Annotated in this window: 16 protein-coding genes and 1 tRNA gene; 14 read left to right on the forward strand and 3 right to left on the reverse strand. The window is 66.0% G+C overall.

The window, feature by feature from the left end; all coding sequences use genetic code 11:
• The first annotated feature begins 67 nt into the window (after nt 1-67).
• The 5 genes from hemC (at nt 68) to AC30QB_RS05125 (ending at nt 4,245) form a co-directional block, all read left to right on the forward strand.
• A complete protein-coding gene (hemC, locus tag AC30QB_RS05105) occupies nt 68-1,009 on the forward strand; it encodes a hydroxymethylbilane synthase (RefSeq protein ID WP_489545109.1) in 942 nt (313 codons plus the stop codon).
• Between the two features lie 4 nt (nt 1,010-1,013).
• Nucleotides 1,014-1,766: a uroporphyrinogen-III synthase gene (locus tag AC30QB_RS05110; RefSeq protein WP_489545110.1), complete on the forward strand. Its 753-nt coding sequence runs from the start codon at nt 1,014-1,016 to the stop codon at nt 1,764-1,766.
• A complete protein-coding gene (locus AC30QB_RS05115) occupies nt 1,742-2,878 on the forward strand; it encodes a uroporphyrinogen-III C-methyltransferase (RefSeq protein WP_489545111.1) in 1,137 nt (378 codons plus the stop codon). The genes AC30QB_RS05110 and AC30QB_RS05115 overlap by 25 nt, the downstream gene beginning before the upstream one ends.
• A gap of 10 nt (nt 2,879-2,888) precedes the next feature.
• Nucleotides 2,889-4,133 (forward strand): heme biosynthesis HemY N-terminal domain-containing protein, encoded by a 1,245-nt coding sequence (locus AC30QB_RS05120; protein ID WP_489545112.1) that lies wholly within the window; start codon nt 2,889-2,891, stop codon nt 4,131-4,133.
• Nucleotides 4,134-4,168: 35 nt separating this feature from the next.
• A tRNA-Arg gene (locus tag AC30QB_RS05125) sits at nt 4,169-4,245 on the forward strand.
• A 162-nt stretch (nt 4,246-4,407) separates the two neighbouring features.
• Here AC30QB_RS05125 and AC30QB_RS05130 read toward each other — a convergent pair.
• From AC30QB_RS05130 to AC30QB_RS05140, 3 genes are read right to left on the reverse strand one after another with little or no spacing between them, the layout of a single operon-like run.
• Nucleotides 4,408-4,794 carry a hypothetical protein gene (locus tag AC30QB_RS05130; protein ID WP_489545113.1) on the reverse strand — a complete coding sequence of 129 codons (387 nt, stop codon included), beginning with the start codon at nt 4,792-4,794 and terminating at the stop codon, nt 4,408-4,410.
• A complete protein-coding gene (locus AC30QB_RS05135) occupies nt 4,781-5,305 on the reverse strand; it encodes a bile acid:sodium symporter family protein (RefSeq protein WP_489545114.1) in 525 nt (174 codons plus the stop codon). The genes AC30QB_RS05130 and AC30QB_RS05135 overlap by 14 nt, the downstream gene beginning before the upstream one ends.
• Before the next feature lie 5 nt (nt 5,306-5,310).
• A complete protein-coding gene (locus AC30QB_RS05140) occupies nt 5,311-6,078 on the reverse strand; it encodes a class II aldolase/adducin family protein (RefSeq protein ID WP_489545115.1) in 768 nt (255 codons plus the stop codon).
• A 190-nt stretch (nt 6,079-6,268) separates the two neighbouring features.
• On the opposite strand from AC30QB_RS05140, the gene AC30QB_RS05145 reads away from it, so the two are divergent.
• The 9 genes from AC30QB_RS05145 (at nt 6,269) to AC30QB_RS05185 (ending at nt 13,066) form a co-directional block, all read left to right on the forward strand.
• Nucleotides 6,269-6,937 carry a Crp/Fnr family transcriptional regulator gene (locus AC30QB_RS05145; protein ID WP_489545116.1) on the forward strand — a complete coding sequence of 223 codons (669 nt, stop codon included), beginning with the start codon at nt 6,269-6,271 and terminating at the stop codon, nt 6,935-6,937.
• A gap of 521 nt (nt 6,938-7,458) precedes the next feature.
• Nucleotides 7,459-7,833 carry an XRE family transcriptional regulator gene (locus AC30QB_RS05150; RefSeq protein ID WP_489545117.1) on the forward strand — a complete coding sequence of 125 codons (375 nt, stop codon included), beginning with the start codon at nt 7,459-7,461 and terminating at the stop codon, nt 7,831-7,833.
• Nucleotides 7,830-9,146, forward strand: a complete 1,317-nt coding sequence (locus AC30QB_RS05155) for a type II toxin-antitoxin system HipA family toxin (protein WP_489545118.1) — start codon at nt 7,830-7,832, stop codon at nt 9,144-9,146. Before AC30QB_RS05150 ends, AC30QB_RS05155 begins: the two co-directional genes overlap by 4 nt.
• A 124-nt stretch (nt 9,147-9,270) precedes the next feature.
• On the forward strand, nt 9,271-9,663 hold the full coding sequence (locus tag AC30QB_RS05160) for an ArsR/SmtB family transcription factor (RefSeq protein WP_489545119.1): 393 nt from the start codon (nt 9,271-9,273) through the stop codon (nt 9,661-9,663).
• Nucleotides 9,663-10,154, forward strand: a complete 492-nt coding sequence (locus tag AC30QB_RS05165; protein WP_489545120.1) for an SRPBCC family protein — start codon at nt 9,663-9,665, stop codon at nt 10,152-10,154. Before AC30QB_RS05160 ends, AC30QB_RS05165 begins: the two co-directional genes overlap by 1 nt.
• The gene (locus AC30QB_RS05170) at nt 10,151-10,615 is read left to right on the forward strand and encodes a GyrI-like domain-containing protein (RefSeq protein WP_489545121.1); all 465 of its coding nucleotides are present in this window, start codon (nt 10,151-10,153) and stop codon (nt 10,613-10,615) included. Before AC30QB_RS05165 ends, AC30QB_RS05170 begins: the two co-directional genes overlap by 4 nt.
• 27 nt (nt 10,616-10,642) lie before the next feature.
• Nucleotides 10,643-11,098, forward strand: coding sequence for a cupin domain-containing protein (locus AC30QB_RS05175; RefSeq protein WP_489545122.1), 456 nt, complete (start codon nt 10,643-10,645; stop codon nt 11,096-11,098).
• Nucleotides 11,099-11,126: 28 nt separating this feature from the next.
• On the forward strand, nt 11,127-11,312 hold the full coding sequence (locus AC30QB_RS05180; protein WP_489545123.1) for a hypothetical protein: 186 nt from the start codon (nt 11,127-11,129) through the stop codon (nt 11,310-11,312).
• A gap of 152 nt (nt 11,313-11,464) precedes the next feature.
• The gene (locus tag AC30QB_RS05185; protein ID WP_489545124.1) at nt 11,465-13,066 is read left to right on the forward strand and encodes an ABC transporter substrate-binding protein; all 1,602 of its coding nucleotides are present in this window, start codon (nt 11,465-11,467) and stop codon (nt 13,064-13,066) included.
• Nucleotides 13,067-13,112 lie beyond the last annotated feature (46 nt).

Raw genomic sequence — 13,112 nt, forward strand, 5'->3', positions numbered from 1 at the left:
AGGTTCGGATGGTAATGGTTTCTTGGCCCCGGGCAGGCGCCGCACAGGTGCCTGATAGCATCGGCCGATGCCCCATTCGCCCCCCACAGCACTGCTGATTGCTACCCGAGAAAGCCGCCTTGCCCTGTGGCAAGCCGAGCATGTGCGTGCCTTGTTGAAAGAGCGCCTGGGCCTGGACGTGGGCCTGCTTGGCATGACGACGCGGGGCGATCAGATTCTCGATCGCTCGCTCTCTAAGGTGGGCGGCAAAGGCCTGTTCGTGAAGGAGCTTGAGACCGCCCTCGAAGAGGGCCGTGCGCACCTGGCGGTGCACTCGCTCAAAGACGTGCCCATGGATCTGCCCGATGGCTTCGAGCTCGCCGCCGTGCTCGAGCGCGAAGACCCGCGCGATGCGCTGGTGTCCAACAAGTTCGCTTCGCTGGCCGAGCTGCCGCAGGGCGCTTGTGTGGGCACTTCGAGCCTGCGCCGCGTGGTGCTGCTGCGCGCATTGCGGCCCGACCTGCGCATAGAGCCCCTGCGCGGCAACCTCGACACGCGTTTGCGCAAGCTCGACGAAGGCCACTACGACGCCATCGTGTTGGCCGCGGCTGGCCTGAAGCGCCTGGGCCTGGAAAGCCGCATTCGCAGCGCGTTTTCACCCGAGCAAATGATCCCGGCGGCCGGGCAAGGCGCGCTGGGCATCGAGGTGCTGGCCGATGCGCAACCCTTGCGCGTGCAGCTGGCCGACCTGATCCACCGCCCCACCTGGCTGGCGGTGCATGCCGAGCGCGCGGTGTCGCGCGCACTCGGCGGCAGCTGCAGCATGCCGCTGGCGGCGCACGCCACCTGGCAGGGTGACCAGCTCTACCTGTCCACTGCGTTGGGGGATGGGCAAGACACCGCCCGCCCACTGCTGCGCGCCACGGTGCAAGGCGCCATCGCCGACGAAGGCGCAGCGCGTGCACTGGGCGAGCTTGCAGCCGCGCAACTGCGCGAGCAGGGCGCGGCCGGCTATCTGGCGGCCCTGTAGACCGATGCGTGTGCTGGTCACGCGGCCCACAGCCCAGGCCAACGAGTGGGTGCAGCAGCTTCGCGCGGTGGGGCTGCAAGCAGAAGCGCTGCCCTTGATCGACATTGGGACGGCGGACGACGCACAGGCGGTGGCCGCTGCCTGGGCAGGGTTGCCTGGCCAGGCGATGGTTGTCTTCGTGAGCCCCAATGCAGCGGAGCATTTTTTCGCTGCGAAGCCGTCCGGTGCGACTTGGCCCACCACGGTGCTGGCGGCATCACCCGGCCCCGGCACCACCAAGGTGCTGCGCAGTCTCGGTGTTTCCTTCATCGCCGAGCCCGCCGCAGACGCGCCGCAGTTCGATTCCGAAGCCCTGTGGCAGCAGCTCTCGGCCCGCGCGTGGGCCGGCCAGCGTGTGTTGGTGGTGCGCGGCACCAGCGGGCGCGATTGGCTGGCCGACAGGCTGCGCGAGCGCGGTGCCGAGCTGAGCTTCGTGGCCGCATACGTTCGCACAGCGCCGCGCTGGGAGCCCGATCAACAGGCCTTGCTGCGCGATGCGCTGGCACAGCCCGGGCAGCACCTGTGGTTCTTCAGCAGCTCCGAGGCCATCGACCACCTGCAGGCCCTGGCGCCGCAGGCTGGCTGGGGTGGCGCTTTGGCCGTTGCCACCCACCCGCGCATTGCTGAGCGTGCGCGCGCTCTCGGCATAGGCCGCGTGGTCGAAGCCCGCCCTGCGTTCGAAGCCGTGGTGGCGTGCATACAATCATTCGCATCGTGAGCGATGTCATCCAAGCCCCTGCCAACCCGCCCGCCGTGACCATGGTGGAGTCGCCGGTCGCGCCGCGTTCGCGTGCGCGCTGGCTTTGGGCCTTGGCGGGCCTGCTCACGCTGCTGGTGGTGGCGAGCCTCGTGCTGGCTTCGTCTGCCGAGCAGCGCGTGCGCAAGCTTGAGCAAGAGCTGGTGCGCCGTCAGCAAGAAAGCCAAAGCCAGTCGGGCGAAGCGCGCTTGCTGGCCAAGCGTGCCGACGAGACCGCACGCGAGAGCGCCGCCAAGGTGTCATTGCTCGAAGCGCGGCTGGCCGAGGTGGCCATCCAGCGCACGCAGCTCGAAGACCTGATCCAGTCGCTCTCGCGTTCGCGCGACGAAAACATGCTGGTCGACATTGACGCCGGCCTGCGTGTGGCGCAGCAGCAGGCCACCATCACCGGCAGTGCCGAGCCACTGGTGGCCGCGCTCAAGCAGGCCGACGAGCGTCTGGCGCGCTACAGCCAGCCTCGCCTCGAGGGCGTGCGCCGAGCCATCGCGCGCGACGTCGATCGCGTCAAGGCGGTGGGCGTGCCCGACATCTCGGCCTTGTCGATCAAGCTCGATGAAGCCATACGCCTGGTTGATGAGCTGCCGCTGCTCTCGCAACCGGAGGCCCGCAAGGAAAGCGCGAAGGCCGCTGTAGTGGCACCGAAGCCGATGGCGCGCAGTGCATCGGGCGCGGCCGCCGACAACGGCCAGGGCTGGTCGGCTGCCTTGTCGGAGGGCTGGGCCAATGTGGTTGACCGCGTGTGGGGCGAGACCCGCAGCTTGGTGCGCGTGACCCGCATCGACCGCCCCGATGCCATGCTGCTTGCGCCAGAGCAGGCCTTCTTCCTGCGCGAGAACCTGAAGCTGCGCTTGCTCAACGCGCGCCTGGCCTTGCTGAGCCGCCAGTTCGACACGGTGCAGACCGATTTGCAAGGCGCGCAAGGGGCGCTCGATCGCTACTTCGACCGCAGTTCGCGCCGCACCGGCGTGACCGTTGACCTGCTCAAGCAGGTGGCGGCCGGTGCGCGCCAGGTAGGCTTGCCGCGGCCTGATGACACGCTGGCTGCGCTTACCGCGGCCACGGCTGGGCGCTAACCGCACCTTCATGCGCGCAGTCGTCTGGTTCATCCTGTTGTTCGTGGTGGCGGTGGTGGCGGCCACCACCTTCGGCCCCAACGATGGGCTCGTGTCGCTCTACTGGAGCGGCTGGCGCTTCGATGTATCGATGAACCTGTTCTTGCTGGCCTTGCTCAGCACCTGCTTCGCACTGGTCACGATCTTCCAGGCGGTGAATGGCCTCATCGGCTTGCCGCGCCGCGCGCACGAGTGGCGTGTGGCACGACGCGACCGCACCGCACAGGCTGCGTTGCGCGACGCCCTGGCGCAGTACTTTGGCGGCCGCTACAGCCGTGCGCAGAAGTCGGCGCAGCGCGCACTGCTCATCCAGGCCGAGACGCCTGACCTGGTGCAAGACAACGAGTTCACCGTGCTCGGGCATTTGCTTGCTGCCGGGGGTGCCCACAAGCTGCAAGACCGCAGCCGCCGAGATGACCAGCTGGGGCGTGCGCTCGAACTGAGCAGCAGCAGCCCGCTCGCGCGGCCGGCCGAAGAAGGCGCGCGCCTGCTGGCCGCTGAATGGGCGCTCGATGACCGCGATGCCTCGCGCGCGCTAGAGCTCCTGTCTGCCTTGCCACCCGGCGTGGCGCGCCGCACCCATGCGCTGCGCCTGAAGCTGCAGGCCAGCCGCTTGGCCAAGCAACCGCATGAAGCCCTGAAGACTGCGCGCTTGCTGGCCAAGCACCAGGCTTTTTCTAAAGTGGCGGCGCAGGGCCTCTTGCGTTCTCTGGCGTTCGAGTCGTTCGACGGCGCGCGTGACGCAGACCAGGTGCGCCGTGTTTGGTTCGCACTGGAAAACACCGACCGCCGCGACCCACTCGTGGCCGCGCGCGCTGCGGCCAGCCTGGCAGCACAAGGTGCCATCGCCGAAGCGCGCAGTTGGTTGCGCCCCTTCTGGGACCGCTTGGGCGACCTCACCGAAGACGAGCGCGCGGCGTTGGCGCAGGGGTTGGTGGCTTGCGTTGCCGGCATCACGCCAGACTGGCTCGCCCGGCTTGAGGCGGCCGCACAGATGTACCCGCGTGAGCCTGCCGTGGCCTATGCCGTGGGCTGCGCATTGGCCGAATGCGAGCTGTGGGGCAAGGCGCGCGCACTGCTCGAGCGCGCATCGGCGTCGCCAGAGTTGGGCGCCGCGTCGCGCCGACGTGTGTGGCTGCTGCTGGCCCGCTTGGCCGAGCAGCAGGCCGACACCGAGCGCGTGGCCGCTTGCTACAAGGCCGCGGCCCAGTTGTAGAAGCCGGCTTCCTTGGTGTTATAGTCCGAGGCTTCGCGGCTGTAGCTCAGTTGGATAGAGTACTTGGCTACGAACCAAGGGGTCGTGGGTTCGAATCCTGCCAGCCGCACCAAAAAACAAAAAATGGATCAACGCCTTAGAGGTTTGTGCCTCTAGGGCGTTTTTCTTTCAATCCTCCTCTTGTGACAGATTTGTGCGGCGGGCTTTGTGTCCTGCCAGCCGTTCGCGATGCCCGCTCCGCTGCGCCGGACGAATTCAGCCTTGGGACCCCGATCTACACGGCGCGCGTCGGCGCCACTGCCGCCGTCGGCGGTACCGCTTTGCGTCGCAACACCGTGAAGCCGAACAGCGGCGCGGTGATGTACATGAGCACCGAGTAGATGACTGCCGGCAGCGCGGCCTCGAAGCTGGCCAATATGCTCGCGGCGATGAAGATGGCAAGCGTCGAGTTGTGGATTCCGATTTCATAGCTGATAGCAGTGGCGAGCGGCTTGTCGAGGCCCGCGCCGCGGCTGACGTAGTAGCCGGCAAAGAGGCTGACGAGGTTGAACGCCAGCACCGGAAAGCCGAGCTGAGCGAAGGCCGAGGCGAGCGAACTCCACTGCTTGGCGATCGCCAGCATCACCACTCCGACCAGCACCAGCGCGCTAAAGATCTTCACCGGCTTTTGCATGCGCGCGGAGAAGCGCGGCGCGCGGGGCGGCGACGAGCATGCCGAGCGCCACCGGGATTAACACGAGGGCGATCACTTCGACGACTTTGCCAGTCTGCAGCGGAACCAGCTGGCCGCTGTTCGCGAAGTGGCCGACCGCCCAGTTGGCGATCAGCGGCAAGGTCACGATCGACAGCACCGTGTTGACCGCCGTGAGCGAGATGTTCATCGCGACATTGCCGCCGAACAAGTGCGAGAAGAGGTTGGCGGAGATGCCGCCTGGCGAAGCCGCCAGCAGCATCAGGCCCACGGCGTACAGCGGCGACAAGCCGAACACCACGATGATCGCGTAGCAGGCGAGCGGCAGTGCAATCACTTGCAGGCCGAGCGCGACCGCTACGGCTTTGGGATACGCGAACAGGCGCCGGAAGTCGTCGACGCTCAGCGACATGCCGAGGCCGAACATCACCAGCGCCAGCGCGGCGAAAACGATCTGGCTCAGGACGATCGTGGTTTCCATGGTCCCTACTCCTTGTAGCTCGCGTCGAGCCGGTCGAGCTTTCTGATCAGCGAAGGCCACACGAAGGCACCGCCCATGCCACCGCTCTGGATGCGCACGCCTTCGGCCACGCCGTCGATGATCGGCTGCGGCACGCGCGTCAGTTCGCCGCCACCCGACTGCGCCGCGATCTGGATCTGGCAAGTGGCCTCGAAGGTGTACATCGCCAGGAAGGCGTCGGCGACCGTCCTGCCGCAGGTGAGCAGGCCGTGGTTGCGCAGCATCAAGAAGGTCGCATTACCGAGGGCGGCCTGCAGGCGGGGCTTCTCGTCGGGACGGAAGGCGACGCCTTCATAGTCGTGATAGGCCAGCGAGCCGAGTACGAAGCTCGATTGCTGGCTGATCGGCAGCACACCGCTCTTCTGGGCGCTGACCGCAATGCCGGCCTTGGTGTGGGTGTGCAGCACGCATTGGATGTCGTCGCGCGCCGCGTGCACGGCGCTGTGGATGATGAACCCGGCCGGATTCACCGGGTGCGGCGAATCGATCAGCTTGTTGCACTGCAGGTCGATCTTGATGAGGTTGGATGCCGTGACTTCATCGAACGCGAGGCCGTACGGGTTGATGAGGAAGTGGTGCTTCGGGCCCGGAAGGCGAGCGCTGATGTGCGTGAACACCAGGTCGCTCCAGCCGTGCAGGGCGACGAGCCGATAGGCCGCCGCCAGGTCGACCCGGGTTTGCCATTCTTCGTCGGATACTCGGCCGCGGATGTCGGTTGGGCTGCAGGCGTTCATGGTGTGTCCTTCAATGTTGGGCGATGAGCGATGAGCGGGCAGGCTCCACGTGCGCGGCTTACTCTAGGCATCCGGAGGAGCGCGCACTGTCTTCCATCCGACAATTCGCTCCCCCTGCAAACCCACCCTCCCACCGGCAATGACGAGCACGCCGACGACCCCGACTGCGCGCAGATCGCACCGCGCGGTGATGGATGCCAACCCCTGGTTCTCAGCCATGCTGCGCGGCCAGCGCGACGCGCTTCTCGCGGCGGCTGAGCAGGTGCATCTGCGGCGCGGCGCGATGCTGTTCCGGCAGGGTGATCCGGTCGGCGCAGCCGGCAGCGGGTTCTACGGATTGGCGGCCGGAGCGATCAAGACGTCGTCGCTGCGCAGCGACGGTCGCGAGGCGATTCTGGGCATCCTGGAGCCGGGCAACTGGTTCGGCGAGGTGTCGCTGATCGATGGGGCGTCGCGCACGCACGACGCCACGGCGCTCAGCGCGTCGACCGTGCTGGTGGTGTCGCCCGAGGCCTTTCAGCGTCAGATGCGCGACGCGGTGTTCGCCAACGCGATCGCCGCGTTGCTGGCAACACGCGTACGAGCGTTGTACGGGATGATCGAAGACGGCGCGTTGCGGGGCTTGCGGGCGCGTGTCGCGAGCCGCCTGATCCTGCTAGCCCGGGGCGGCCCCACATTGCTGCCGCATGCGCGCGCCAGCATCATGGTCTCGCAGGAGGCGCTTGCGATGATGCTGGGTATCTCGCGCCAGACGCTGTCGATCGAACTCGCCGCGCTGGCGCGCGAGGGTGCTATCGCCATCGGCTACCGGCGCATCGACATCATGTCGATGGAGGCGCTGCAAGCCGCGGCGCGTTAGAGGTGCGACCGGCTCCAAGCCGGAGGAGCCCGCAATCGAATTCCTGCCTACCGCGCCTGCGCTCCGGCCGGTTGCCACGCCTCGAAGTCCCAATCGGCCGATGTCACGCTGGCCTTGATGGGCAAATCGAGGTGGCGAACGATGCGGGCGGTGGCCAGGTCGTACTCGACGACGCCGTGATGCTCAGAAAGCTGCGTAGAGCCGACTTTCGTCGGGGCTCAGCTTCCAGGGTTGGATTGGTCGGACCTGAACCCGCCGACCGGGACGCGCCACATCAGCCGCCCAGTCGCCAGGTCGAACGCCGCCACGTCTCCCGGATGGCCGCGTGAGACATAGAAAGAAAACAGGTTCAGGTCGACGAATATCGGTCTGGGTTTGAGTTACCCGTTTTCGGTCCCTCACTAGGCGTCCCTTGACCCGATAGGGTGACTTAGGGCGGCGCCCTGTTCGAGCAAGGCTTCTTCGACCTCACTGATACATAGATTTGACCAATTAGTGCAATTTCGTTAAAATCTATTTACATGCCGAAGACTTCCCGCTCCCTTTCGCAGTTGACCCCTGCCACCATCGCCGCTCTTGAAAAGCTCGGGTCAGACTTGGCGGTGGCGCGCCTGCGTCGCGGGGAGTCGCTCAAGACCTGGGCGGGGCGCATGGGCATCACCGCACCCACGCTGATGCGCCTGGAGGCAGGGGACCCCGGCGTTGGCATTGGCATCGTGGCCAGCGCCTTGTGGTTGCTGGGCATGGACAGCCGCCTGGCCGATCTCGCTTCTCCCGAGCATGACAAGGGCGCGCTTGAGCTCGATGTGCGTGCAGCAATGGCTCTCGGCAAGGAGCGCGCGCAGGCCTCGGCTGAGGCGCGACTGCGTCGAGCAGAAAAAGGGTCACTCTCGTGAAGTTCGACTTGCTCTATCTCTGGTACCTGGGCGAGCCGCAGAGCCCCACGCTGGTGGCCACCTTGCGTTTGGTTCAAGCCGGCAAGGGCGTGTCCCTGCGCTACGCCCCTGAGTGGGTTCGCAGTGGGTTTGCGCTCAGTGAAGACCTTCCCCTGGTCGACATTGAGCACATGCCACGCGGCCGTCAAGCCGCTGGTGCTGCGGTAGCGGTCGGCGCCGTTGACGATGCGCGGCCCGACCGTTGGGGCGAGAGAGTCATACAGTTCGTCGACCGACCCAAACGCCTGTCCCTCATGGAGTACCTCTACTACGCCGGTGACGATCGGTTCGGGGCCTTGGGCGTCTCGACTTCCGAGCTGGCGTATGAGCCTCGGTCGGGCAGCCCGTTGCCGAGGCTGAGCCAGGTTCAGGAAATCAGCGACGTCGTGGCCAAGGTAGCTGCCGCCGACGCCATCACCGACATTGAGAGGAAGGTTCTCTCTTCGGGAGGCAGCTTCGGGGGTGCCAAGCCCAAGGTGCTCATTGAAATCGGCAGCGCGCAATGGGTGGTCAAGTTCTACAACGCGGAGCCCGTCGACGCGCCTCTGGTCGAACACGCCACCATGACGCTCGCGGCCAGGGCCGGGATCGACGTGGCCGAAACGCAGGTCGTGCCCTTGCTGGGCCAGAACGCCGTGGCCGTGCGGCGCTTCGACCGCGATGGTGAGCATCGCATCCACAGCATTTCCGCAGGCACTGCGCTGCGCGCTGCGGCGGCGGCCGGCCAAGAACCCGATTTCGGCTACCCCGCCCTGGCGCAGCTGCTGCGCCGGGCAGGCGTGGCCACGCAAGCTGAAAACGCTGCAGATTCCGCCGAGCTCTTTCGCCGCATGGTGTTCAACATACTCGTGGACAACACCGACGACCACGAGAAAAATCACGCGTTGCTCGTAGTGGCCCCGCGCAAGAACGGCCGATTCCGGCTGTCACCCGCCTTCGATGTACTGCCCACCAACTCTGGCCAGGGTTACCAGGAGTTCAGCTGCGGCGACCTGGGCCGCGAGTCGACTCTGGCCAATGCCATGTCGCAGTGCGAGGCGTTTGGGCTCATGCGAGCGGCCGCGGCCATGCAGGTTCGGGCCATCATCGACGTGGTCGACACCTGGAGAAATCATTTCAGCGAGTGCGGCGTCACAGTCTCCGACATCGAGCAACTTGCCGAACGCATCGACGGCGAGGCGCTGCTCTCTCAGCGCCGAGGGTTCGACCCCGCCAGCTACGCGACTTCGACCCCGGCTCGCCGGGTGCGCCGCAGCCCCTTTGCGCCGTCGTGACCGGGCAGGGCTCCACATGCCTCGTTCTCAGCTGACGTCAGGCAGCCCTTCTTCGACAAGTTTTTAAACGGCAGGCCGGCGCACCGGATTGACCTTGGTGAGTTCTTAATATAACCTTTCAGTTATGCAAACATTTGGTTATGGACAACTGTCCCCGGCGCAGCTCGACGCCACCTTCGCGGCGCTGGCCGACCCCACGCGCCGCGCCATCCTCGCGCGGTTGGCCACGGGCGAGGCGTCGGTGAGTGAGCTGGCCGAGCCGTTCGACATGAGCCAGCCGGCCATCTCCAAACACCTCAAGGTGCTGGAGCGCGCTGGCCTCGTCTCGATCGGGCAAGACGCGCAGCGCCGCCCGCGCAAGCTCGAAGCGCAGCCGCTCGCGCAGGCCACTGAGTGGCTGGAGCGTTATCGCGCGCTGTGGGAAGGCAATTTTCAGCGGCTCGACAGCCTGCTGGAAGCGCTGCAGCCCGGCAAAAAGAAGGCACCTGCCCGCAAGAAAACCTTGAAGGAGAAATGATGGCGCACACACTCAAAGTCACCACGCCCAGCGACAACGAGATCCGTCTCACGCGCACGTTCGACGCGCCCTGCAAGCTCGTGTTCGATTGCTGGACGAAGCCCGAGCTGGTGAGGCGCTGGCTGAGTGGCCCCGATGGTTGGTCGTTCGTGGTCGGCGACATCGACCTGCGCGTTGGCGGCGGCTACCGCTACGTCTGGCGCAATCAGTCCGGTACTGACATGGGCCTGCGTGGCGTGTACCGCGAAATTGCCGCGCCCGAGCGCCTGGTGAGCAACGAGCTCTTCGACCAAGACTGGACCGGCGGCGAAACGCTGTGCACCGTGGTCTTCAGCGAGCAGGGTGGGCAGACCACCGCCACCACCACCGTGCTGTATTCATCTGAGCAGGCACGCAACGGCGCCATGCAAACGGGCATGGAGCAAGGCATGGCCGCGGGCTTCGACCGGCTCGAGGCGTTTCTGGTTTCACACACAAGGAGCAACACATGATCGACGCACCCCACATCACGCAGACTCCGGCGCAACGCATTGCCTTCATCCACCTCAACGTGCCGCGCAGTCAGATGCGGCAGGTGATGGGCCCCGGCATCCAGGAGCTGTTTGCCACAGTGGCCGAGCAGGGCGTGAGCCTCACCGGTCCGTGGTTCACCCACCATCACCGCATGGACCCGCAGACCTTCGACTTCGACATCTGCGTGCCGGTGAGCGCGCCGGTCAAGGCTGCCGGCCGCGTGCTGCCCGGCGAGCTGCGAGCCGCCAAGGTGGCTCGCACCGTTTACCACGGTGGCTACGAGGGGCTGGACGCGGCCTGGCGCGAGTTCATGGGTTGGATCGAGAAGGAGCAGCTCGCGCCGGCCGCCGACCTGTGGGAGTGCTATGCCGCCGGCCCCGAGACCGGCCCCGACAGCACGCAATACCGCACCGAGCTCAACCGCCCGCTGTTGGCGTAAGCCGCGAGCTGGGCTCAGAATGGGCCCATGAGCCAAGACTGGAAACACGATGGCGTGCGGGTGGTGCCGGGCGACAAGCTCGATGGCAACACCGCACAAACCCCCGGCATGGACCGCAAGGCCGCGATCAACTTCGCGCGCGTCGGCGCACAAAAGCTGTGGGCTGGCACGGTACACATCCACGCCAATGCCAAGACCGGCGCCCACCACCACGGGCCGCTCGAAAGCGTGATCTACGTGGTGAAGGGCCGAGCCCGCATGCGCTGGGGCGAGCGGCTTGAGTTCACCGCCGAGGCCGGGCCGGGCGACTTCATCTACGTGCCGCCTTTCGTGCCGCACCAAGAGATCAACGCCAGCCGCACCGAAGCACTCGAATGCGTGCTGGTGCGCAGCGACGGAGAGGCGGTGGCCGTCAACCTCGACATCGAGCCGGCCGAGCCGCCGGAGAACGTGGCGTGGGTAGACCCCACGCACCCCGGTTGATGCACATGCTTCGCCCAGCACGCGCGTCGTGGACGTCACCAAGGCAGGCGCCGAAGCCATCCAGTACGCGGGCAAGGCAGTGGCGGCGCGCAAGTACCACCTCACCATCAACACCAAGAACAGCCGTGGCGCCTACACAGGCGAGCGGGCCTACGCTTGCTACCTGAGTGAAGACGAGCGGCGCGTGCTCAAGGTCGACGTGCTGCGCCGCTGAGTGCCCCCCGGCCTGGCATCGGGCTTGCTCACCTCTGCCGTTGGCCGGACGGGCAGGCGCAAGCACCGCACCCGGGCAATCCCGATACCCGGCTAGAACAGGCCCGAATTGCCTTTAGACTCGCGCCTCGTTCGTCATCCACAAGGTGGCTCATGAAGACATTGATACGCATTGCCCGCCATACCCTGGCGGTTTCCGTGATCGCTGGCGGGGCCATCGGCGCCCAGGCTGCCACCACGTTCATCTACTGCTCCGAGGGCAGCCCCGAGGGCTTCGACCCTGGGCGCTACACCTCGGGCACCACCTTCAACGCCAGCTCGCAGGCGATCTTCAATCGCATCGTCGAGTTCGAGATCGGCGGCACGCGTGTCGTGCCGGCACTGGCCGAGCGCTGGGCCATCAGCCCCGACGGGCTGGTCTACACCTTTCAGCTGCGACGGGGGGTGAAGTTTCACGCCACCGACTACTTCAAGCCCACACGCGAGCTCAATGCCGACGACGTGATCTTCACGCTCGACCGCATGATCAACAAAGAAAACGCCTTCCAAAAGGCAGTGCCGGCCTCCTTCGAGTACGCCTCCGACATGGGCCTGGACACCAACATCGCAAAGCTTGAGAAGCCCGACGCGATGACGGTGAAGATCACGCTCAAGACCGTAGACGCCGCCTTCCTGGCCGACCTGGCGATGGACTTCGCCTCCATCCACTCGGCCGAGTACGCTGAAGCGTTGCTGAAAGCGGGCAAGGGCGCCGAGCTCAACGTGAAGCCCATAGGCACCGGCCCCTTTGTCTTCAAGCGCTACGAGAAAGACGCGCAGATCCGCTACGCCGCTTTCGAGGGCTACTGGGCCGGCAAGGCCAAGATTGACAACCTTGTTTTCGCCATCACCGTCGACTCGGCGGTGCGCGCCCAAAAGCTCAAGGCCGGTGAATGCCACATGTCTGCCTACCCCAAGCCGGCCGAGGTGGAGGTGCTCAAGAAAGAGCCCAAGCTCAAGCTCTTGTCGCAGAACGGGCTCAACGTGGGCTACCTCGCGCTCAACGTGAAGCACAAGCCCTTCGAGAGCCTTCAGGTGCGCCAGGCCATCAACATGGCCATCAACAAGAAGTCGCTGGTCGAGGCGGTGTACCAAGGCGCGGGCGCGGTGGCGGTGAACCCGATACCACCCACCATGTGGTCGTACAACAAGGCCGTCAAAGACTACGAATACAACCCCGAGAAGGCCCGTGCGCTGCTCGCAGAAGCTGGCTTTCCCAACGGCTTCGAGACCAAGCTGTGGGCCTTGCCCGTGCAGCGGCCTTACAACCCCAACGGCCAGCAGGCGGCCGAGCTGATCCAGGCCGATCTGGCCAAGGTCGGCATCAAGGCGCAGATCGTCAAGTACGAGTGGGCCGAGTACCTCAAGCGCGCCAAGGCCGGAGAGGCCGACATCGGCATGTTTGGCTGGACCGGTGACAACGGCGACCCCGACAACTTCATGGCCACGCTGCTCAGCTGCGCCGCGGTGGGCGGCTCCAACTACGGCCAGTGGTGCAACGCGGAATACGACACGCTGATCAACAAGGCCAAGCAGACCAGCAACCTGGCCGAGCGCACCAAGCTCTACGAGCAGGCACAGGTCGTGTTCAAGCGCGAGGCGCCTTGGGTGCCGATGGCCCACTCGCTGGTCTACCAGCCCATGCAGCGCAACGTGGAGGGCTACAAGATGAGCCCCTTCGGCTCGGTGCAGTTCTTCGGCGTGAGCCTCAAGTAAGCCTGCCTTTTGTGCGCCTCTTGTGGGCTGTCGTGCGCCCTTGCGC

The organism is Rhizobacter sp. (assembly GCF_046595475.1).
Lineage (GTDB): Bacteria > Pseudomonadota > Gammaproteobacteria > Burkholderiales > Burkholderiaceae_C > Rhizobacter.